The 18,953-nt window shown below is 70.0% G+C and carries 16 protein-coding genes; 3 read left to right on the top strand and 13 right to left on the bottom strand.

The annotated features are described in order from the left end of the window. Positions 1-265 precede the first annotated feature (265 nt). The 6 genes from ABCR94_RS05645 to ABCR94_RS05620 all read right to left on the bottom strand — a co-directional run bounded on the left by ABCR94_RS05645 (position 266) and on the right by ABCR94_RS05620 (position 6,252). Positions 266-1,915 carry a beta-N-acetylhexosaminidase gene (locus ABCR94_RS05645; RefSeq protein ID WP_347117906.1) on the bottom strand — a complete coding sequence of 550 codons (1,650 nt, stop codon included), beginning with the start codon at positions 1,913-1,915 and terminating at the stop codon, positions 266-268. 4 nt (positions 1,916-1,919) lie between these two features. Then, complete coding sequence (locus tag ABCR94_RS05640) at positions 1,920-2,780, bottom strand: carbohydrate ABC transporter permease (protein WP_521976239.1); 861 nt, start codon at positions 2,778-2,780, stop codon at positions 1,920-1,922. Beyond that, positions 2,777-3,748, bottom strand: a complete 972-nt coding sequence (locus tag ABCR94_RS05635) for a carbohydrate ABC transporter permease (protein ID WP_347117905.1) — start codon at positions 3,746-3,748, stop codon at positions 2,777-2,779. Before ABCR94_RS05635 ends, ABCR94_RS05640 begins: the two co-directional genes overlap by 4 nt. Before the next feature lie 5 nt (positions 3,749-3,753). Beyond that, on the bottom strand, positions 3,754-5,058 hold the full coding sequence (locus ABCR94_RS05630; RefSeq protein ID WP_347117904.1) for an extracellular solute-binding protein: 1,305 nt from the start codon (positions 5,056-5,058) through the stop codon (positions 3,754-3,756). A 213-nt stretch (positions 5,059-5,271) separates the two neighbouring features. Continuing rightward, positions 5,272-5,580 (bottom strand): DUF3039 domain-containing protein, encoded by a 309-nt coding sequence (locus ABCR94_RS05625; protein WP_347117903.1) that lies wholly within the window; start codon positions 5,578-5,580, stop codon positions 5,272-5,274. Positions 5,581-5,643: 63 nt separating this feature from the next. Continuing rightward, positions 5,644-6,252 (bottom strand): YqgE/AlgH family protein, encoded by a 609-nt coding sequence (locus ABCR94_RS05620; protein ID WP_347117902.1) that lies wholly within the window; start codon positions 6,250-6,252, stop codon positions 5,644-5,646. Positions 6,253-6,498: 246 nt separating this feature from the next. Between ABCR94_RS05620 and murA the strand changes: the two genes are divergently transcribed. Then, positions 6,499-7,839 (top strand): UDP-N-acetylglucosamine 1-carboxyvinyltransferase, encoded by a 1,341-nt coding sequence (murA, locus tag ABCR94_RS05615; RefSeq protein ID WP_347117900.1) that lies wholly within the window; start codon positions 6,499-6,501, stop codon positions 7,837-7,839. Between the two features lie 301 nt (positions 7,840-8,140). Here the strand turns inward: murA and ABCR94_RS05610 are convergent, their stop codons facing one another. The 4 genes from ABCR94_RS05610 to ABCR94_RS05595 are packed head-to-tail and all read right to left on the bottom strand — an operon-like array spanning position 8,141 to position 12,055. Further along, on the bottom strand, positions 8,141-9,199 hold the full coding sequence (locus tag ABCR94_RS05610) for an ABC transporter ATP-binding protein (protein ID WP_347117899.1): 1,059 nt from the start codon (positions 9,197-9,199) through the stop codon (positions 8,141-8,143). After that, a complete protein-coding gene (locus tag ABCR94_RS05605) occupies positions 9,196-10,002 on the bottom strand; it encodes an ABC transporter permease (protein WP_347117898.1) in 807 nt (268 codons plus the stop codon). The genes ABCR94_RS05610 and ABCR94_RS05605 overlap by 4 nt, the downstream gene beginning before the upstream one ends. Continuing rightward, positions 9,990-10,940 (bottom strand): ABC transporter permease, encoded by a 951-nt coding sequence (locus ABCR94_RS05600; protein WP_347117897.1) that lies wholly within the window; start codon positions 10,938-10,940, stop codon positions 9,990-9,992. The genes ABCR94_RS05605 and ABCR94_RS05600 overlap by 13 nt, the downstream gene beginning before the upstream one ends. 2 nt (positions 10,941-10,942) lie before the next feature. Continuing rightward, a complete protein-coding gene (locus tag ABCR94_RS05595; RefSeq protein ID WP_347118472.1) occupies positions 10,943-12,055 on the bottom strand; it encodes an ABC transporter substrate-binding protein in 1,113 nt (370 codons plus the stop codon). 305 nt (positions 12,056-12,360) lie between these two features. On the opposite strand from ABCR94_RS05595, the gene ABCR94_RS05590 reads away from it, so the two are divergent. Then, positions 12,361-13,101 (top strand): GntR family transcriptional regulator, encoded by a 741-nt coding sequence (locus tag ABCR94_RS05590; protein WP_347117896.1) that lies wholly within the window; start codon positions 12,361-12,363, stop codon positions 13,099-13,101. A gap of 54 nt (positions 13,102-13,155) precedes the next feature. Continuing rightward, entirely contained in the window at positions 13,156-13,788 is a 633-nt protein-coding gene (locus tag ABCR94_RS05585; RefSeq protein ID WP_347117895.1) for an HAD family hydrolase, read from the top strand. A gap of 193 nt (positions 13,789-13,981) precedes the next feature. Here ABCR94_RS05585 and ABCR94_RS05580 read toward each other — a convergent pair whose 3' ends face one another. The 3 genes from ABCR94_RS05580 to ABCR94_RS05570 all read right to left on the bottom strand — a co-directional run bounded on the left by ABCR94_RS05580 (position 13,982) and on the right by ABCR94_RS05570 (position 18,906). After that, entirely contained in the window at positions 13,982-14,263 is a 282-nt protein-coding gene (locus tag ABCR94_RS05580) for an HU family DNA-binding protein (RefSeq protein ID WP_003954777.1), read from the bottom strand. Positions 14,264-14,574: 311 nt separating this feature from the next. Next, positions 14,575-16,008: an NAD-dependent malic enzyme gene (locus tag ABCR94_RS05575; protein WP_347117894.1), complete on the bottom strand. Its 1,434-nt coding sequence runs from the start codon at positions 16,006-16,008 to the stop codon at positions 14,575-14,577. Between the two features lie 447 nt (positions 16,009-16,455). Beyond that, a complete protein-coding gene (locus ABCR94_RS05570) occupies positions 16,456-18,906 on the bottom strand; it encodes a HelD family protein (RefSeq protein WP_521976232.1) in 2,451 nt (816 codons plus the stop codon). Positions 18,907-18,953: the final 47 nt, after the last annotated feature.

The following is an 18,953-nucleotide window of genomic DNA, read 5'->3' as shown; positions in this document are numbered from 1 at the left end:
GACTCTCGTCCCCGACCAGGGCCTTGGTCCGCTTTCGCACATCATTGGCGGTGCGTGCGATTTGCCACTCTTCAGTGACCGTTGTACGACTTATCCCATCCGGGGCTACGACTTGTCCCGTCCGGGGCTCCGGCTTATCCCGTCCGGGGCTCCGACTTGGACCGGGCCGGGGCTTCGGCGTGCACGGCCGGGGCCCCGACCAGGACCGTCCGGGGCCTCCACGGTCCCAGGCCCCGGACGGCACGGCACTCACCATTCGGGCCGCTCACACGTTTGGGGGCGCTCCCTCGATCGGGCGTCCGAGACTGGCCGTCATCCCTTCGGGAGCGGGCCGCTTCTGCCACGGCAACGGGCCTCCCGGCGGGCGGTAGCCGACCCCCATGGCGTCAAGTCGGGCGTAGTGCCCGGTCATCCGGGTCTCGAAGCCGGCGAAGTCGCGGTCCGCGGGGGCGGGCAGCGCCGACCAGGCGACCTCGGCGAAGGCGGCGAGGCGCGGGAACATCTGGTAGTCGACGCGGCTCTGGTTCTCCATCACCTCGGTCCAGACATTGGCCTGGGTGCCGATGACGTGGCGCGCTTCCTCCTCGGTGAGCTGCGGCGGTACGGGCTCGAAGCGGTAGACGTCCTCCAGGGTGCGTACGTACCCGATGGGCATCGGCTCGTCCGGGCCGCCGTCCTGCCGGTGGTCCAAGTAGACCTGCTGCTCGGGGCACATGACGACGTCGTGGCCTGCCTTGGCCGCAGCGATGCCGCCCGCGTACCCGCGCCAGGACGACACCGCGGCGCCCGGCGCGAGGCCGCCTTCGAGGATCTCGTCCCAGCCGATGAGCCGGCGTCCGCGCTCGGCCAGCCAGGTGTCGAAGTGCCGGATGAACCAGGACTGCAGCTCCTCCTCGTCGGCCAGGCCCAGTTCCTTCATACGGGCCTGGGCGGCCGGGGACGCCTTCCACTGGTCCTTCATCGCCTCGTCGCCGCCGACGTGGATGAACGTGGAGGGAAAGAGTGCGAGGAGTTCCTCGAAGACACCCTCGTAGAAGCGCAGGGTTTCGTCGGTGGGCGCCAGGACGTTCGCGTTGATGCCCCAGGTGTCCCAGACCTCGATGGCCGCCGTGTCGACGACATCGGTGTTGCCGAGCTCCGGGTAGGCGGCGATCGCGGCCTGCGAGTGGCCCGGGATGTCGATCTCGGGGACGACGGTGATGTGCCGCTCGGCGGCGTACGCGACGATCTCGCGGATGTCGTCCTGGGTGTAGTAGCCGCCGTGCGGCGTGTCGGTCCACAACTCCGAGGCCCGGTGGCCCCATTTGGTGCGCGCGCGCCACGCGCCGACCTCGGTGAGCTTCGGGTGGCGCTTGATCTCGACGCGCCAGCCCTGGTCGTCGGTGAGGTGGAAGTGGAAGACGTTGAGCTTGTGCGCGGCGAGCAGGTCCAGGTAGCGCAGGACGCCGTCCTTGGGCATGAAGTGCCGTGACACGTCGAGCATCAGGCCGCGCCAGCCGAAGCGCGGCTTGTCCTCGATGGCCACCATCGGCACCGACCACTCGCGCGCCGGGTCGAGGGGCGCGCGCCGGTAGGCGTCGGGGCCGAGCAGTTGGCGCAGGGTCTGCGCGCCCCAGAAGACGCCCGCCGCGCTGCCGCCCACCAGGAGCACCAGGTAGCCGTCCACGACGAGCCGGTAGCCCTCCGGGCCCAGCTCGTCCTCGACCTCGGGGTCGATCCGCAGCTCGATGCGGCTGCTGTCGTCGCCGTCCGGCAGCGGCAGCCCGGTCGCGGCGCCGACCGTGGCACGCAGCCAGCGGGCCACGCCCTCGGTGCCGGGGTGCGCGACCAGAACGGTGTCGCGGCCGAGGGGGTAGTGGCCCTGGGCGGGGGGCGCCCAGGCGGCGGCGGGGGGCGCCGGGACCAGATCGAGCATGGCGTCAGTCCTTAACCGCTCCGCCCAGTCCGGAGACGAGGCGTCGCTGTACGAGTACGAAGAAGACCAGTACCGGGACGGTCATCACCGTCGAGGCTGCCATGATCCCTCCCCAGTCGTTCTCCTCGGGTTTGAAGAAGACCAGGAGCGCCATCGGCAGGGTCGACTGCGAGGTGTCGCTGATGATGAAGGACTTGGCGAAGAGGAAGTCGTTCCACGTCGAGATGAACGAGAAGACGCTCGTCGCGACCAGGCCGGGGAAGACCAGCGGGAAGAGGATCTGCCACAGGAAGCGGGTGCGGCTGGCGCCGTCGATGTACGCCGCTTCCTCCAGCGCCTCGGGGACCGCCTTGACGAAGCCGCGCAGCATCCACACCGCGAACGGCAGCGAGAAGGCGATGTGCGGGAGGATCAGCGAGCCCAGCGTGTTGAGCATGCCCAGGTCGCGCATCTGGAAGAACAGCGGGATCGTCAGCGCCTCGATCGGCACCATCTGCGCCACCAGGAACATGATGAGCAGCGTCGTGCGGAACTTGAAGCGGAACCGGGTCACGGCCGTCGCCGCCAGGAACGCGATGAGCGCGGACGCGATGACCACGGTGCCTGCCACCAGCAGGCTGTTGAGGAAGTAGCGGCCGAATTCCTCCTGTTCGAAGACGCGCCGGAAGGAGTCCAGGGACGGCGACAGCGTCCAGGGCTTGGCGTCCGTCGACTGGATCTCACCGGCCGACTTGAAGGCGGAGAGGACCATCCAGTAGAGCGGGAAGGCCACGGCCACCGCGATCAGCAGCGCCGAGACCTCGGCCGCCAGCCGCCAGGGGCGGCGGACCCGTACCCGTGCACGTACAGAAATCGAGGAGCTCACAGCTCTTCCCCCTGGCGTCGCAGCAGCCGCAAGTACACGAGGGTGACCGCCAGCAGGATCACCAGCATCACCACCCCGATCGCCGCGCCCAGGCTGTACTGCGAGGACGCGAAGGCCTGTTGATAGGCGTAGACATTGAGTACGAGGTTCTGGCCGGCGATGCCGCCGCCGTTGGTCATGACGTAGATCTGGGTGAAGACCTTGAAGTCCCAGATGATCGACTGGATGGTGACGACCACCAGGATCGGCCGCAGCATCGGTGCGACGACCGACCGCCAGGTCCGCCACTGCGAGGCCCCGTCGAGGGAGGCCGCCTCCAGGACCTCACTGGGGATCGCCTTGATTCCCGCGTACACGATCACCATCACGAACGGGAACGAGCACCAGACGACTTCGAGCAGTACGAGCGCGAAGGCGCTGTAGCGCTCGTACGTCCAGGAGAAGTCGCCCAGGCCCAGGACCCTGTTGACCGGGCCGAAGTCCGGGTCGAAGAGGAACACCCAGACCGTCGACCCGGTGATCGCCGGGGTGGCCCAGGCGCCGAGGGCGGCCATCATCAGGATGAGGCGGGGCAGGGCCCTGATGCGGGTCAGCAGGACGGCGAGGGTGCAGCCCACCCCCAGCGTGGTGAGCACGCAGGCCGCGGCGAAGAGCACGGTGGCGAGCAGGACCTGCCAGAACTGCGGGTCGTTGAAAAGCTCCTGGTAGTTGCCCAGGCCCTTGAAGGTGGTCGGTTCGCCACCGCTGACCTGGGCCTGGGTGTACTCCAGGAAGGAGATCAGGCCGAGCTGGTAGATGGGGTAGATGAGCAGCCCGCCGAGTACGACGAGGGCGGGCGCGAGGTAGAGCCAGGGGGTCCAGCGGCTGCCGTGCCGCCCGGACCGCTTGCGCGGTGCGGGCGACGGGGCGGCGCTCTTGCGGACCGCGGCGGGTGCGGGGGGTGGGTCCGCCGTCACGTTCTGCGTCATCGGGCTCAACCTGCGGACCCGAAGGCGTCGTTCATCTTCTTCGCGGCGTCGTCGGATGCGGCGGCGACGTCCTTGCGACCGCTGACGACCTCCTGGAACATCGTCGGCAGGACCAGCGAGGAGTCGATCTGCGCCCAGCCCGGGGAAGCCGGGGCCGCCTTGGCGCCCGCGTCGAGCGTCGCGATGAAGGGCTCGATGAACGGCTGCTTGAGCGCGGCGTCCTTGCGGACGTCGGTGTACGTCGGCAGGAAGCCCATCGCCTCGAACAGGTCGGCCTGCGTCTTCTTGCCGGCCAGGGACTTCATCAGGTCGACAGCCAGCGTGCGGTGCGAGCTGCTCTTGAGTACGCCGAGGTTGTTGCCGCCCGCGAAGGCCGGGGCGATCTCGCCCGCCTTGGTGCTGGGCAGCGGCACGACCGCGTACTTGCCCTTCACACTGCCGGCCTCGACGGCCGCGTGGCTGAAGTCGCCGCCGATCGCCATGGCCGCCTTGCCGGAGGCGAAGGCGGTGACGGTGTCGTTGCCGCCCATCTCGGCGCACTTGGCGGCCGGGCAGTTGTCGGCGCCGAAGAGCGAGGTGTACACCTTGATGCCCTTCTGCGCGGCCGGGCTGTTGATGGCCGCCTTGTAGCTGCCGCCGTCCCCCTCGGCCAGCTCGCCGCCGTTGGCCCAGATGAAGGGCATCGCGCCGTACGTGTAGGCGCCGCCGACCGCGATCCCGTACAGCGCCGGCTTCGCCTTGTGGATCTTCTTGGCGGTGGAGACCAGCTCGGCCTGCGACTTGGGGGGCTCGATACCCAGGTCCTTGAAGACGTCGGTGCGGTAGTAGAGGGCGCGTACGCCGACGAAGAGCGGGGCGCCGTAGATCTGGCCGTCGACCGTCACCGACTCCTTGGCGGTCGGGTCGGTGTCCTCGGCCTCGTCCCAGGCGCCGAACTCCTCGGTGACGTCGGCGAGTCCGCCGTCCTTGACGTAGCCGGCGGTGTCGGTGTTGCCGTACTCGATCAGGTCCGGTGCGCTCTTGGGGTCGTTGAAGGCGGCCTTGATCCGCTGGGCGCGGGTCTCCACCGGTATGTACTCGATCTCGACCTTGGCGTCCTTGTTCTTGGCCTTGAACGCGTCGACTGCCCGGTCGACCACCTTCTCCTTGGGCTTGTTGGCGACCTCCTGGAAGAGCCAGACGCGCAGGGTGCCGCTCTTTTCGTCCTTCGTCGCGCTGTTGTCGGAGGTCTGCGGGGCGCAGGCGGTGGCGGTGAGGCCCGCCAGGACAAGTGCGGCGGCGGGCGCTGTGATTCGGGCAGAGAGCTTCATCCGGGACTCCTGTGAGTCGGCGTTGCATCATATGCAACGGCGGTTTCGCACTGCACAACAGCAGGAGGCTAAAGCCGCCCTCACCCGCGAACAAGAGGTCTCTACCACCTTGTGACCAGGGGAAGCACCCCATGCAACGCAATGCAACGCAAAAGGCCCCCGCGGAGCGCGCTCAGCGCTCCGCGGGGGCCGTACGAGCCCGGTGTCCCGCAGCTACTTCTTGTCGCCCTTGCCGTCCTTGTCCTTGCCACCGCCCGCGCCGAGATCCTCGAAGATCTCCTTGCACATCGGGCAGACCGGGTACTTCTTCGGGTCGCGTCCCGGGACCCAGACCTTGCCGCACAACGCCACGACCGGGGTGCCCTCCAGGGCACTCGCCATGATCTTGTCCTTCTGGACGTAATGGGCGTAGCGCTCGTGGTCGCCATCCCCGTGGGACGTCTGCGGCGCCGGCTCGACGAGGGTCCCCGTACCCGTGCCTCGGTCGGGCTGGGGCTGGGGCTCGGGCTCAAGAGTGCTCATGGCATCCAAGGGTACCCACGCTCGCGCGGCGACGGGAGCGCAGGCCGCCGCCGCTCGGGACGGCTAGTTGAGCGAGGCGTCGTCCGGGTAGGTCGCGATGACCGCGAGCTTGTTGCGCTGCCTGCGCAGTACGTTGCGCCACAGGCTCTCCGGGTCCGGTGACGACACGTCCCCGGGCTCGGACTCGACGACGTACCAGGCACCGTCGCTCAGCTCCTCCTCCAGTTGTCCCGGACCCCAGCCCGAGTACCCGGCGAAGATCCGCAGCGAGCCCAGCGCCGCGGCGAGCAGCTCCGGCGGGGCCTCCAGGTCGACCAGGCCGATGGCGCCGTGGACACGTCGCCAGCCGAGGGGGTCCCGCCCGCCCTGGCGCGGCCGGGGGCCCGGGGAGGCGGCTTTGTCGCCGGGGACCACCGCCACGCCGAGCGCGGAGTCGAGTGAGACAGGTCCGCCCTGGAAGACAACGCCGGGAGAACCGGCGAGGGCGGCCCAGGGCAGCAGGATGTCGCCGACCCGCACCGGGGTCGGGCGATTGAGGACCACGCCAAGGGAACCCTCATCGTCATGGTCGATGAGGAGCACCACCGCACGGTCGAAATTCGGGTCCGCGAGCGCCGGCGTGGCCACCAGCAGCCGTCCTGTGAGCGAGGACACCTCCGTCATGGCAGACATGATCCCGCATCTTCGCCCTCCTGGGGGAGCAGACTGCGATGAGCAGGCACGCGCAGCTCAGGGCGCACCGGAGCAGAAGGAGCGCACCGGCCGCGGGCAGTGACACTGCGCCGACGGCCCGGAGCAGAGCGTGTTGTGGCGAACCCATGACGTGCCGGAGCGGCCCTTTGCCTTACGGGAACAGGGGGGAAGCCCATTACCCTTGCCCCTTGGCCACCTGTCCGACGACACCGGAACGCGAGATTCATGACCGGCACTGACGATGTACTGCTTGTCCACGGCGGCACCCCGCTCGAGGGCGAGATCCGTGTCCGCGGCGCGAAGAACCTGGTGCCGAAGGCGATGGTCGCCGCGCTGCTCGGCAGTGGCCCCAGTCGGCTGCGCAACGTGCCCGACATCCGCGATGTGCGCGTCGTACGTGGGCTGCTGCAGCTGCACGGTGTGACGGTACGTCCCGGTGACGAGCCGGGTGAGCTGATCCTCGACCCGTCGCACGTCGAGAGCGCGAACGTCGCCGACATCGACGCGCACGCGGGCTCCTCGCGCATCCCGATCCTGTTCTGCGGCCCGCTGCTGCACCGCCTCGGCCACGCCTTCATTCCGGGCCTGGGCGGCTGCGACATCGGCGGCCGGCCGATCGACTTCCACTTCGAGGTGCTGCGCCAGTTCGGCGCGACGATCGAGAAGCGCGAGGGCGGCCAGTACCTGGAGGCCCCGCAGCGACTGCGCGGCTGCAAGATCCGGCTGCCGTACCCGTCGGTAGGCTCGACCGAGCAGGTACTCCTGACGGCCGTACTGGCCGAGGGCGTCACCGAGCTGTCGAACGCCGCCGTGGAGCCGGAGATCGAGGACCTCATCTGCGTACTGCAGAAGATGGGCGCGATCATCTCCGTGGACACCGACCGGACCATCCGGATCACCGGTGTCGACAAGCTCGACGGCTACACGCACCGCGCGCTCTCGGACCGCCTGGAGGCGGCCTCCTGGGCGTCCGCGGCGCTCGCCACCGAGGGCAACATCTATGTGCGCGGCGCGCAGCAGCGCTCGATGATGACGTTCCTGAACACGTTCCGCCGGGTCGGCGGCGCGTTCGAGGTCGACGACGAGGGCATCCGCTTCTGGCACCCGGGCGGCCCGCTCAACGCGATCGCGCTGGAGACGGACGTGCACCCCGGCTTCCAGACGGACTGGCAGCAGCCGCTGGTCGTGGCGCTGACGCAGGCCTCGGGTCTGTCGATCGTCCACGAGACGGTGTACGAGTCGCGCCTCGGCTTCACGTCCGCGCTGAACCAGATGGGCGCGCACATCCAGCTGTACCGCGAGTGCCTGGGCGGCTCCAACTGCCGTTTCGGCCAGCGCAACTTCCTGCACTCGGCGGTCGTCAGCGGCCCGACGAAGCTGCAGGGCGCGGACCTGGTCATCCCCGACCTGCGAGGCGGCTTCTCGTACCTGATCGCGGCACTCGCCGCGCAGGGCACGTCGCGGGTGCACGGCATCGACCTGATCAACCGTGGCTACGAGAACTTCATGGACAAGCTGGTGGAGCTCGGCGCGAAGGTGGAACTGCCGGGCGGGGCGCTGGTCTAGCGACCGGCATGCGTGGGGGGGCGGGTGCGTGGGCCGGGTGCGGGTTGCCTGCGGCGCTGTCCCCTACCCGCCCCTTCCCACAACCGGGGCTCCGCCCCGGACCCCGGTCCTCAAGCGCCGGACGGGCTGAATAGTTGCCGCACAGCTGAAGACCTGCGGCACTCTGCAAGCGCAGCCGCAGAAAATCAGCCCGTCCGGCGCTTGAGGACACGCCCGAAGGGCGTCCGGGGTCCGGGGCCTGCCCCGCCACGCGGCGGCAGCCGCAAAATGTCACAGCGGGAAGGGGCGGGTAGGGGAACGCTCAGCGCAGCGCCACCAGCACCGGATTCTCGTGCGGCGTCACCGTGCACCGCGCCCCCACGCCCAGCTCCCCCGCCTCCCAGCTCGGCAGATCCGCCTTGAAGGCGACCCCCGAGTCGGTGACCAGGTGCAGCCGGGTCGTGGCCCCGAGGAACGTAGCGACACGTACGGTCGCATCCTGACCGCCACCGCCACCGCCCTTCGCCGACGCGCCAACCGCGAGCCCCTCCGGCCGCAGCAGCACATCCACCTCGACGCCGACGCCCGGCACATCCCCGTGCACCGGCAGGCGCCGCCCGAAGAGCTCCACGACGCCCCCCTCCCGCACCGTCCCCGGCAGCCGGTTCATCGTGCCGACGAACTCCGCGACGAACGGGGTCGAGGGCCGCTCGTACAACTCCGATGGCGCCGCGCACTGTTCGAGCCGGCCGTCCTTCATCACGGCGACGCGGTCCGCCATGGACAGCGCCTCCTCCTGGTCGTGGGTGACGAAGACCGTGGTGATGCCCAGCTCCAGCTGGATGCGCCGGATCTCCTCGCGCAGCGACAGCCGCACCTTCGCGTCCAGCGCCGACAGCGGCTCGTCCAGGAGCAGCACGCGCGGCCGGATCGCCAGCGCGCGGGCCAGCGCGACGCGCTGCTGCTGGCCGCCGGAGAGCTGGTGCGGGTAGTGGCCGCCGCGGCCGGGCAGGCCGACGAGGTCGAGGAGTTCCTGCGCGCGCGTCCTGCGTTCGGCGGCGCCGGTCCCCCGTACCCGCAGCCCGTACGCCACGTTCTCGGCGGCCGTCATGTTCGGGAAGAGGCTGTACGACTGGAAGACCATGCCGATGTCGCGGCGGTTGGCGGGCAGCGCCGTAACGTCCTTGCCGTCCATCAGCAGCTCGCCGCCGTCGGCGGTCTCGAAGCCCGCGATGATGCGCAGCGCGGTGGTTTTGCCGCAGCCCGACGGGCCGAGGAGAGCGACGAGTTCGCCGGGCGCGATGTCCAGGTCGAGGCCGTCGAGAGCGACCGTGGAGCCGAACTCCCGGCGCAGGTTCTTCAGTTGCACGGGAACGCTCATGACGCGGGAATCCTTCGGTTGCGGCCACCGGCCAGGGTGGTGAGCAGGAGCAGCAGCCCCCAGGTGATCAGCAGGCTCAACATGGCCGCAGCGGCGGACAGTTGGGCCTCGGTCTCGCCGACCTCCACCATCCACACCGCGAACGGCGCGAAGCCCAGGACAGACGCGACGGTGTACTCGCCGAGCACCATGGCCAGGCTGAGCACCGCCCCGCCGACCACCGCGGTCCGCAGGTTCGGTACGACGACCCGCAGCAGGGTCTGGATGCGCGAGGCGCCCAGGCTGCGGGACGCCTCGACGAGGGTGCGCAGATCGACGGCGCGCAGCCCCGCGTCCAGCGAGCGGTGCAGGAACGGCAGCGACATCACGGTGTACACGAGGACCAGGATCAGCGGGAAGTCCTTGTTGAGCAGCGCCTGGAACGTCCCGTACAGGGGCGTCGCGGCGAGGTCCGTCTGCCAGGACAGGACCGTGCTGACGCCCGCCACGAGCGCGATCGGCGGCACGACCAGCGGCATCATCGACAGCACCCCGACGACGGAGCGCAGCTTGGGGAAGTACAGCGCGACGGCGACCGTGGTCGGCACCATCAGCAGCAGCCCGAGCACCACCGTGGCGAGCCCGAGCGAGACGGACAGCAGCAGGCTGCTGATCATCCCTTCGGAGCCGAGGCCCTGGGTGTACGCGTCGAAGCTGATGCCGCCGGGGTTGTCGACGGTGTACCAGAGCGAGGCGCCCACGGGCACCAGAAAGTAGAGCGCGGCCAGCGACAGCACCGGCCCGCGTGAGGTCATCCGAGCCATCGGGCACTCCGTCGCTGCAGCGGGATCTGAACGGCCATCACGAGCAGCGCGATCACGACCATGTTGAGGCTCATCGCGAGCGCCAGGTTCTCCTGGCCGACCAGCACATTGCCGTTCAGCGCGTTGGCGATCTGGATGGTGATCAGCGGTACGGAGCTGCCGGTCATCACGGCCGCGGTGGCGTGCGAGGCGAAGGCGGTGCCGAACATCAGCACCGCGCCGCCGAGCAGCGCCGGGGTGAGCACCGGGATGCCGATGTGCCGCCAGAACTGGCCGCGGGTCGCGCCGCACGAGGCGGCGGCCTCCTGCCACTGGACGCGCAGCCCGTCGAGCGCGGGCAGCACGGTGACGACCATCAGCGGGATCATGAAGTAGAGGTACGCGAGGACCAGGCCGGTGAAGCTGTAGAGGCTGAAGCCGGTGGACTCCAGCGACAGCAGCTTGGTGAGTGTGCCGGTGGTGCCGAGCGTCGCGATGAACGCGAAGGCGAGCGGCGCGCCGCTGAAGTTCGCGAGGACGCCGGAGGCCGAGACGACGAGCTTGCGCAGCGTGGGCCGCTTCGATGTGACGACCGCCTGGGCGATCAGCGCCCCGAAGACGGTCGCGAGGAGCGCGCTGAACAGCGAGAGCTTGACGCTGCCGACGAGCCCGGTCGCGTACGCACCGGAGAGCGAGCCCTGGATGTTGGTGAGGCTGTACGCGCTGGCGCCGGTCACCGGGTCGGTGACGACGAACGCGTTGTACGCCATGGTCCCGGCCGGCAGGCCGAAGCAGAGCGCGAGGAAGAGGAAGTACGGGACGACTGCGGGCCAGCGGTGCCGGCGCCTGCGGCGCACGGCCCGGTCGCGGGGGCGGGCGGCGCCGTCCGCGAGAACGGCGCCGCCCTTCACCGCGTCGGCCTCGGCCACCGGGGCCGTGGGGGCGACTTGGTCGGTCATGCTCAGCTGACCGCCTTGCCCCAGCCCTGGACGACGGCCTCCTTGGCCTTCGCCTCCTGCTGCGGCGTCACGGTCTTGGGTGTGCCCTTGACCTCGGGGATCTTGGCGGCGGCGGCCTTGTCGGCGGTGCCGTCCTTGTCCATGACCTCGAACAGGGCGGGGCGGGAGAAGCCCTTGAGCCAGATGTTCTGGCCGGCGTCGCTGTAGATGAACTCCAGCCACAGGCGGGCGGCGGCCGGGTGCGGGGCGTGCTTGTTGACGCCCTGGTTGTAGTAGTTCGAGTACTGGCCGTCCGAGGGGACGGTGACCTTCCAGTCGACGCCCTTGGCCTTGAGCTTCTCGCCGTACCCGAGGTTCAGGTAGTCCCAGTCGATCGAGATCGGCGTCTCGCCCTTCTGGATGGTGGCGAGGGTCGACTCGGCGGGGACGTAGTTGCCCTTCTCCTTGAGCTTCTTGAAGAAGTCGAGGCCGGGCTGGATGTCGTCGAGCGAGCCGCCGTTGGAGAGCGAGGCGGCGAAGACCGTGGCGAGCGCGGAGCTGGACTCGGTCGGGTTGCCGTTGAGGGCGACCTTGTTCTTGTACGCCGGGTCGAGCAGTTCCGCGAAGGTCTCGGGGCACTTCTTGACGGCCTTGGCGTCACAGCCGATGGAGACGTAACCGCCGTAGTTGTTCAGGTACGACGCGTCGGGCTGCTTCTGCGCGGCGGGTATCTTGTCCCAGCCCTGGACCTTGTACGGGGTGAGGAGCTTCTGCGCCTTGGCGTTCTGCATGTACGCGGTGCCGAGGTCCAGCGCGTCGACGGCGCGGTCCTGGCCCTTGCGCTTGGCGGCCGCGTTCAGCGCCTGCTGGCTGCTGCCGCCGGGGTTCTCGTTGTTGACCTCGATCTTGTACTTCTTCTCGAAGGTCTCGATCATCTCGCCGTAGTTGGCCCAGTCGGGAGACAGCGCGTAGACGTTCAGCTCGCCCTCCTTCTCGGCCGCGGCGACGAGCTTGTCCATCCCGCCGAGGTCCGCGGCCGAGCCCGCCGTCGCGGCCTTGCTGCCGCCACCGACGGTGTCGGGGGCCGCACCACAGCTGGTGGCCAGCGTGGCGGTCGCGAGCGCGGCCCCCACCAGGAGGAGCGAGCGGCTGGGGCGGGACGAACGGGATGGGTGCACGTTGTACTCCTGGGTCCTCGGCCGGCCACCTGTATGTACAAGCCGACAGCACTAAGCCAGCGCAAACTAGCAGCACTCCACCGCTTCGACCAAGCGTTCGCATCAATAAAACCGCAGGTCAAAAGCGTTATGCAGAGGGAGGTTTAAGGCTGGGGGAAGTGGTAAGAAGCAGACCTCCCGCCCCAGCGGGATGCATGATGCTGCGCACAGATGCCATGATGCAGCACCCGGCCCCACCAGCGGCGGGGAGCATGAGGAGCACAGTGACCCGACGGCATCAGCAGATCACCGAGGCCCTGCGCCACGCCATCGCCGACGGCCGGTACCCGGTGGGCAGCGCACTGCCCTCGGAGTCCGAACTGACCGCCCTGTACGACGTCTCGCGCGGTACGGTCCGGCACGCACTCGGCACCCTGCTCGACGCGGGGCTGATCGGCTCCCGGCAGGGCGCCAGGCACGTCGTGATGTCCACCGCGCCGAGCCAGAGCTTCAGCGAGCTGCGTTCCTTCGCCCAGTGGGCCAGGGCCGGCGGGCACGTCCCCGGCGGCCTGGTCCTGGACTCGGCGCGCGGCGCCGCGGACGGCGAGGAGGCGGCCCTGCTGCGGCTCGCGCCGGGCGACCCGGTGCTGCGCGTACGGCGGCTGCGGACCCTCGACGGGGATCCGGTGCTGCTTGAGCGCACCGTGTACGCGGGCTGGGTGGCCGACGCGGTGGCGCGGCTGCCCGCCGACTGCGAGTCCGTCACGACGGCCCTGCGGGACTCCACCGGCCTTGTCTTCGCGCACGGCGAGCACCATCTGGACGCGGTGGCCGCGGGCACCGTGGACGCCAAGGAGCTCGGTGTCCGGCGCGGCAGCCCGCTGCTGCGAGTGCGGCGCACCACCACCAGCGGCGACGGCCGCCCCGTGGAGACCTCGGACGACCGCTACCGGCCGGGCGCGGTGGTCTTCACCGTACGCAACTCCACCCGGGCCAATCCGCTGGCCCGCACCACCGTCGAGTGACCTCACTCGGCACGCCAGGTCATTTCCGCACTCTCCAGTGAACGTGAGCCGCACATGCCTTCCCCCGCTCTGCCCGCCGCCCTGCTGTGCGACATGGACGGCACCCTCGTCGACACCGAGCACCAGTGGCTCGGCGTGGTGGCCGCCCTGCTGCGCGAGCACGGCCTGCCCGCCAGCCCAGCGGAGCTGGCGCCGTTCGCGGGCGCCGCCGTGGGCAGCGCGGCCGGGCTGCTGGCCCGCGAGCACGGCCTCACCGGTATGGCCGAGCGGCTCGACCGGGACTTCACCGCCCGGGTCGCAGCCGGCATCACGGTCCAGCCCGGCGCGCTGCGCCTCCTGGACCGGGCCGGGGAGCTCGGCATACCGGCGGCCCTGGTGACCGCGTCGGAGCGGCCGGTGGCCGATCTGGTGCTGGCCGCCCTCGGCACGTACCGCTTCGCCACTTCCGTGGCCTCCGGCGAGACACCGCGCGGCAAGCCCCACCCGGACCCGTATCTGGCCGCCGCGGCGGCGCTGGGCGTGGACCCGGCGCTCTGTCTGGCCGTGGAGGACACCCCGACCGGCGCCACAGCCGCCCTGGCGGCGGGCTGCAGGCTGCTGGCGGTCCCTTCGGTGCCCGGCATCGTCGCGGGCCCCCGCACGGTCCTGGTGGCGTCCCTGACGGACGTGGACCTCGCCACGGTCTGAAACCCCGGGCTGTACGGGGAGCCCGTATCCGGGCCGTACTGAGCGCCCACAGCCAGGTCGTACGAACACAGGTCCTAGAGGCGCGAGTACGCCGATGGGGCGCGCAGGCCCCCCGAAGGGGGCGGGCATGCCGAAGGGGGCGCCCTCCCGGCGTATTCCGGGTGGACGCCCCCTTCGGATGTGCCTAGGGGAATTACTTGCCCTTGGCGGCTTCCTTGAGCTTGGAGCCCGCGGAGACCTTCACGCTGTAGCCGGCCGGGATCTGGATCGGGTCGCCGGTCTGCGGGTTACGAGCGGTGCGAGCGGCACGGTGGGTGCGCTCGAAGGTCAGGAAGCCGGGGATGGTGACCTTCTCGTCGCCCTTGGCGACGATCTCGCCAACGGTCTCGGCGAGAGCGGCCAGAACGGCGTCGGCGTCCTTGCGGGTTACCTCGGCGCGGTCGGCCAGGGCGGCCACCAGCTCACTGCGGTTCATGTTGTTACTCCCGTGTTCTTCTTGCCTGTGAGGCGTGAGATCGAAGCCGATGCTGCCAGGGCCCTCGGACAGTCCCCGGACCCGGGTCTGTCGTCAGACCCTCGCGCCCGAATATGCATCCTGCCCCCACCAGCGGCGGGAAAGCCAATCCGGCACCCTCCGGAGTCACACGAAAAGCGCCACTGCCTCAACGTGGTGACGCTCCGTCTGCTTCCGGAAGCGGACCGCAGGGTTCTGCGGGGGCCGTCGGGCTCTTTGCCCGCCACCCTAGAGGGGCTCGCGGCACCCTGCGTTCCGCGACGCGCCGGGCGTCAGACGGAAGGCTGCGCGGACGTGGGACCTGTCACAGCCTTTGCGGCCGTACGGACCGCTCCGGCCACCGCGCCCGCGACCTTGTCGTTGAAGACGGACGGAATGATGTAGTTCGGGTTGAGCTCGTCCTCGGACACGACATCGGCGAGGGCCGTGGCCGCCGCCAGCATCATGTCCGTATCGACGGTGCGGGAGTGGGCGTCGAGCAGCCCGCGGAAGACACCCGGGAAGACCAGCACATTGTTGATCTGGTTCGGGAAGTCGGAGCGGCCCGTGGCCACAACTGCCGCCGTCTGACGGGCGATTGCCGGGTCGACCTCGGGGTCGGGATTCGCGAGCGCGAACACGATCGCGCCGTCCGCCATCGCCGCCACGTCGTCCCCGGAGATCACATTGGGGGCCGAGACACCGATGAAGACATCGGCGTCGACCACGGCCTCCTTGAGGGTGCCGCGTACGCCCTCCGGGTTGGTGTTGTCGGCGACCCAGCGCAGCGGCGACTCGGGCGCGGCGTCGACCAGGTCCTCGCGGTCCGCGTGCACGACTCCGTGAATGTCGGCGACGACCGCGTGCTTGACACCCGCGGCGATGAGCAGCTTCAGGATGGCGGTGCCCGCGGCGCCGGCCCCGGACATGACGACCCGTACGTCCCCGATCCCCTTGCCGACCACACGCAGCGCGTTGGTCAGTGAGGCAAGTACCACAATGGCCGTGCCGTGCTGGTCGTCGTGGAAGACGGGGATGTCGAGGGCCTCGCGCAGCCGTGCCTCGATCTCGAAGCAGCGGGGCGCCGAGATGTCCTCCAGGTTGATGCCCGCGAAGCCGGGGGCGATCGCCTTGACGACGGCGACGATCTCGTCGGTGTCCTGGGTGTCCAAGCAGATCGGCCAGGCGTCGATACCGGCGAAGCGCTTGAAGAGCGCCGCCTTGCCCTCCATCACCGGCAGGGCGGCCATCGGGCCGATGTTGCCGAGGCCGAGCACCGCCGAGCCGTCCGTCACGACCGCGACGGAGTTGCGCTTGATGGTGAGGCGACGGGCGTCCTCGGGGTTCTCGGCGATCGCCATGCAGACCCGGGCCACACCCGGGGTGTAGATCATCGAGAGGTCGTCACGGTTGCGGATGGGGTGCTTGGACGCCATCTCGATCTTGCCGCCGAGGTGCATCAGGAACGTACGGTCGGAGACCTTGCCCACGACCACGCCGATGATGCGGCGCAGCTCCTCGACGATCTCGTCGGCGTGCGACGTGGAGGAAGCGGCGATCGTGACGTCGATCCGCAGCTTCTCGTGGCCGGACGCGGTGACGTCCAGACCGGTCACGGAGCCGCCGGAGGCTTCGACTGCCGTGGTGAGCTGACTGACCGCGGTCCCGCTCGCGGGGACCTCCAGTCGGACCGTCATCGAGTACGAGACGCTGGGCGCCGTTGCCATGGCCGACTTCCTCTGCTTTCAATCAGCTTCATTGCTGCGCGGCCACGGCTGTTTGCCCGGCAACGCCTTCCGATCGTCGCACCTACCTGCCGGTAGCAGGTAATGCTCATTCCGCTTTCGGAAGTTACTTTCCACCATACGAGAGTTGATCGGCTCAGCGGAACCCCGGACGTGCGCCGGTCACGCAGAGGCACCCGTCGGGCACGCACCGGGCACGCAAAAGGTCCGCGCCACCCTGGGGTGACGCGGACCTTTCTATGAAGTTGTGAGTGGCACCGACCCGCCATGCTCGCCTCGCGGCAAGTGGTCGCTCGAAGCGACGAAGGTTGGGCCCGGGGGCTTGGATCGAATCGGCGCCACAGCCAGACTAACACTGTGCCCTTCTGGGGGATTCCCCCCAGACCCCGACTTCGGGCAGTGATTCCCGCATCGCACGTCGACTACGAATCAATCTCCCGGTCGGTCCCGCAGCAGTTCCGGCACGCCGTCCGCGTCCGGCCGGTCGCGCTCCTGCGACACCACCGTGAGCTGCTGCGTCGCGCGCGTCAGCGCCACGTAGAGCACCCGCAGACCCGCCGGGGACTCGTCCCCGATCTCCGCGGGCGAGACCACGACCGTGGCGTCGTACTCCAGACCCTTGGCCTCCAGGCTGCCGAGTGCCACGACCCGGTCGCCGAGCGGCGCCAGCCACTTGCGTGCCTGGGCGCGCCGGTTCATCGCGACGACGACACCCACGGTGCCGTCCACCCGGTCCAGGAGCCGCTGGGCCTCCTCGCGGACCGTCCGGGCCAGGTCCTTGTCCCGCACCACGGAGCTGTGTTGATTGTTCGTGGTCACAAAACGCGGCTCCACACCCGTCGAGCGCACCGCCGACGGCGACTCCATGCCCGGCATCGCGCGCGCCAGGACCTTGGCCGCCAGCGCGGCGATCTCCGCCGGGTTGCGGTAGTTCACGGTGAGCGTGAACTTGCGGCGGGGGCGCGAGCCGAGCGCCTCGTCGCGGGCCTCGGCCGCCTCGTCCGGGTCGGACCACGAGGACTGCGCCGCGTCGCCGACGATCGTCCAGGTGGCGGTCCGGCCGCGGCGGCCGACCATCCGCCACTGCATGGGCGTGAGGTCCTGCGCCTCGTCGACAATGACGTGCGCGTACTCCGTGCGCTCCAGCGCGAGGCGCTCGGCCCGCTCCCGCTGGGTCTCCTCGCGGTGCGGCATCAGCTCCTCAACGCCGGTGAGGTGCTCCAGAGGGTCGTACTCGCGCTTGCGCTTGGGCCGGGCCGGAGTGCCGAGCAGCAGATCGAGCTCGTCGAGCATCGCCACGTCGTGCACCGACAGGGGCCCCTTGCCGTCGGAGTCGAGCCGGCCCAGCGAGCGGGCCAGCTGTCTGATCTCGCGCGTGGACAGGATGCGGCGGGCCCAACTGCCCAGTTGCCGCTCGTCGGCCATTGCGGCGAGCACCCGGCGCGGGGTGAGCTCGGGCCACCAGGCGTTCAGGAATTCGATGAACTCGGTCTCCGTGGAGACGTCCTCGTCGAATCCCGAGCGCAGCTCCGCGGCCAGCTCGTGGTCGGTCCGCTGGTACTCGGCGGCGCGGTGGCGCCCGCTGGACTTGGACCACAGCCCGTCGAGGAGCAGCTTGCGCGCCCGCGGGCGCAGCAGGTTGACGGGCGTGGTGGCCCCGAGCACGGACTGCCGGATGCGGTCCAGGTCACCGGCGTCCAGCTCGGCGCGGGCGCCGAAGGCGACGACCCGCAGCCGGGTCGGCGTCACGGCGCCGGGCTCCTTTTCCTCCTCGTCGCCGAAGACGAGCTGCCCCTCCGGAGCCGCGGCGGCCGTCCCGGGGAGCTCAAGGGCGCCCCTGGCGGCCTTGCGGAGCACCTTCAGCATCCGCGAGGAGCCCTTGATGCGGGCGATGTTCGGTTCGTCGTACGTCGTGGCCTCGGCCCCGTCGACCAGTGAGCCCACCGCGCGGATCGCGACCTGGCCCTCCTCGCCCAGCGAGGGCAGCACACCCTCGGTGTACGCGACGAGCAGCGGCGTGGGCGAGACGACGAGGATGCCGCCCGCGTAGCGCCGCCGGTCCTGGTAGAGCAGGTACGCGGCGCGGTGCAGCGCCACGGCGGTCTTGCCGGTGCCGGGGCCGCCTGCGACCTCGGTGACCGAGGCGGCGGGGGCCCGGATCACCATGTCCTGCTCGGCCTGGATGGACGAGACGATGTCGCGCATGGTGTGGCTGCGGGCCTGCCCCAGGGCGGCCATCAGAGCGCCGTCGCCGATGACGGGCAGGCCGACGCCGTTCAGGGTCGCGGTCAGCTCGGGGCGCATCAGGTCGTCCTCGACGCCGAGCACCTTGCGGCCCTTGGACCGGATGACCCTTCGCCGTACGACCCGCCCCGGGCTCTTGGGCGTGGACCGGTAGAAGGGCGCGGCGGCCGGCGCCCGCCAGTCGATGACCAGCGGGCTGTAGTCCGAGTCGAGTACGCCGATGCGCCCGATGTGCAGGGTCTCGGCGATGTCGGCCGTGTTGTCGGGGCGTACCGCGTCGTCGGCCGTGTCGACCGATGTGAACGCACCGTCCGGGCCCTTCTGCCCGTCCTTCCCGCGCAACAGGTCGATGCGTCCGAAGAGGAAATCCTCGAACTCGTTGTTGAGCCGGTTGAGGTGAATTCCGGCGCGGAAGACCTGCGCGTCGCGTTCCGCGAGTGCGCCGGGCGTGCCGACCTGGCCGCGCTGGGCGGCGTCGTGCATGAGGAACTCCGCCTCGTGGATCTTCTCCTCAAGACGGCGGTACACCTGGTCCAGATGTGCTTGTTCGACACCGATCTCGCGTTCTCGTACCGGTTCCGGAGCGGAATCGGCGACGGAATCAACGGAATCGACAGCGGCATCCTGTACGGCCACCGAGGCCCCCTTCTGACGTGCTGCGAGCAGCCGTCAACCGTACGCGA

It is taken from the genome of Streptomyces changchenzhani (assembly GCF_039766235.1).
Taxonomy (GTDB): domain Bacteria; phylum Actinomycetota; class Actinomycetes; order Streptomycetales; family Streptomycetaceae; genus Streptomyces.
The sequence above is the reverse complement of the archived record's forward strand: the minus strand, read 5'-3'. Positions and strand labels throughout refer to the sequence as shown.

Coding starts and splice junctions, on each gene's coding strand:
- ABCR94_RS05645 (WP_347117906.1), bottom strand. CDS start 1,915: ATGCTCGATCTGGTCCCGGCGCCCCCCGCCGCCGCCTGGGCGCCCCCC.
- ABCR94_RS05635 (WP_347117905.1), bottom strand. CDS start 3,748: ATGACGCAGAACGTGACGGCGGACCCACCCCCCGCACCCGCCGCGGTC.
- ABCR94_RS05630 (WP_347117904.1), bottom strand. CDS start 5,058: ATGAAGCTCTCTGCCCGAATCACAGCGCCCGCCGCCGCACTTGTCCTG.
- ABCR94_RS05625 (WP_347117903.1), bottom strand. CDS start 5,580: ATGAGCACTCTTGAGCCCGAGCCCCAGCCCCAGCCCGACCGAGGCACG.
- ABCR94_RS05620 (WP_347117902.1), bottom strand. CDS start 6,252: ATGTCTGCCATGACGGAGGTGTCCTCGCTCACAGGACGGCTGCTGGTG.
- murA (WP_347117900.1), top strand. CDS start 6,499: ATGACCGGCACTGACGATGTACTGCTTGTCCACGGCGGCACCCCGCTC.
- ABCR94_RS05610 (WP_347117899.1), bottom strand. CDS start 9,199: ATGAGCGTTCCCGTGCAACTGAAGAACCTGCGCCGGGAGTTCGGCTCC.
- ABCR94_RS05605 (WP_347117898.1), bottom strand. CDS start 10,002: ATGGCTCGGATGACCTCACGCGGGCCGGTGCTGTCGCTGGCCGCGCTC.
- ABCR94_RS05600 (WP_347117897.1), bottom strand. CDS start 10,940: ATGACCGACCAAGTCGCCCCCACGGCCCCGGTGGCCGAGGCCGACGCG.
- ABCR94_RS05585 (WP_347117895.1), top strand. CDS start 13,156: ATGCCTTCCCCCGCTCTGCCCGCCGCCCTGCTGTGCGACATGGACGGC.
- ABCR94_RS05580 (WP_003954777.1), bottom strand. CDS start 14,263: ATGAACCGCAGTGAGCTGGTGGCCGCCCTGGCCGACCGCGCCGAGGTA.
- ABCR94_RS05575 (WP_347117894.1), bottom strand. CDS start 16,008: ATGGCAACGGCGCCCAGCGTCTCGTACTCGATGACGGTCCGACTGGAG.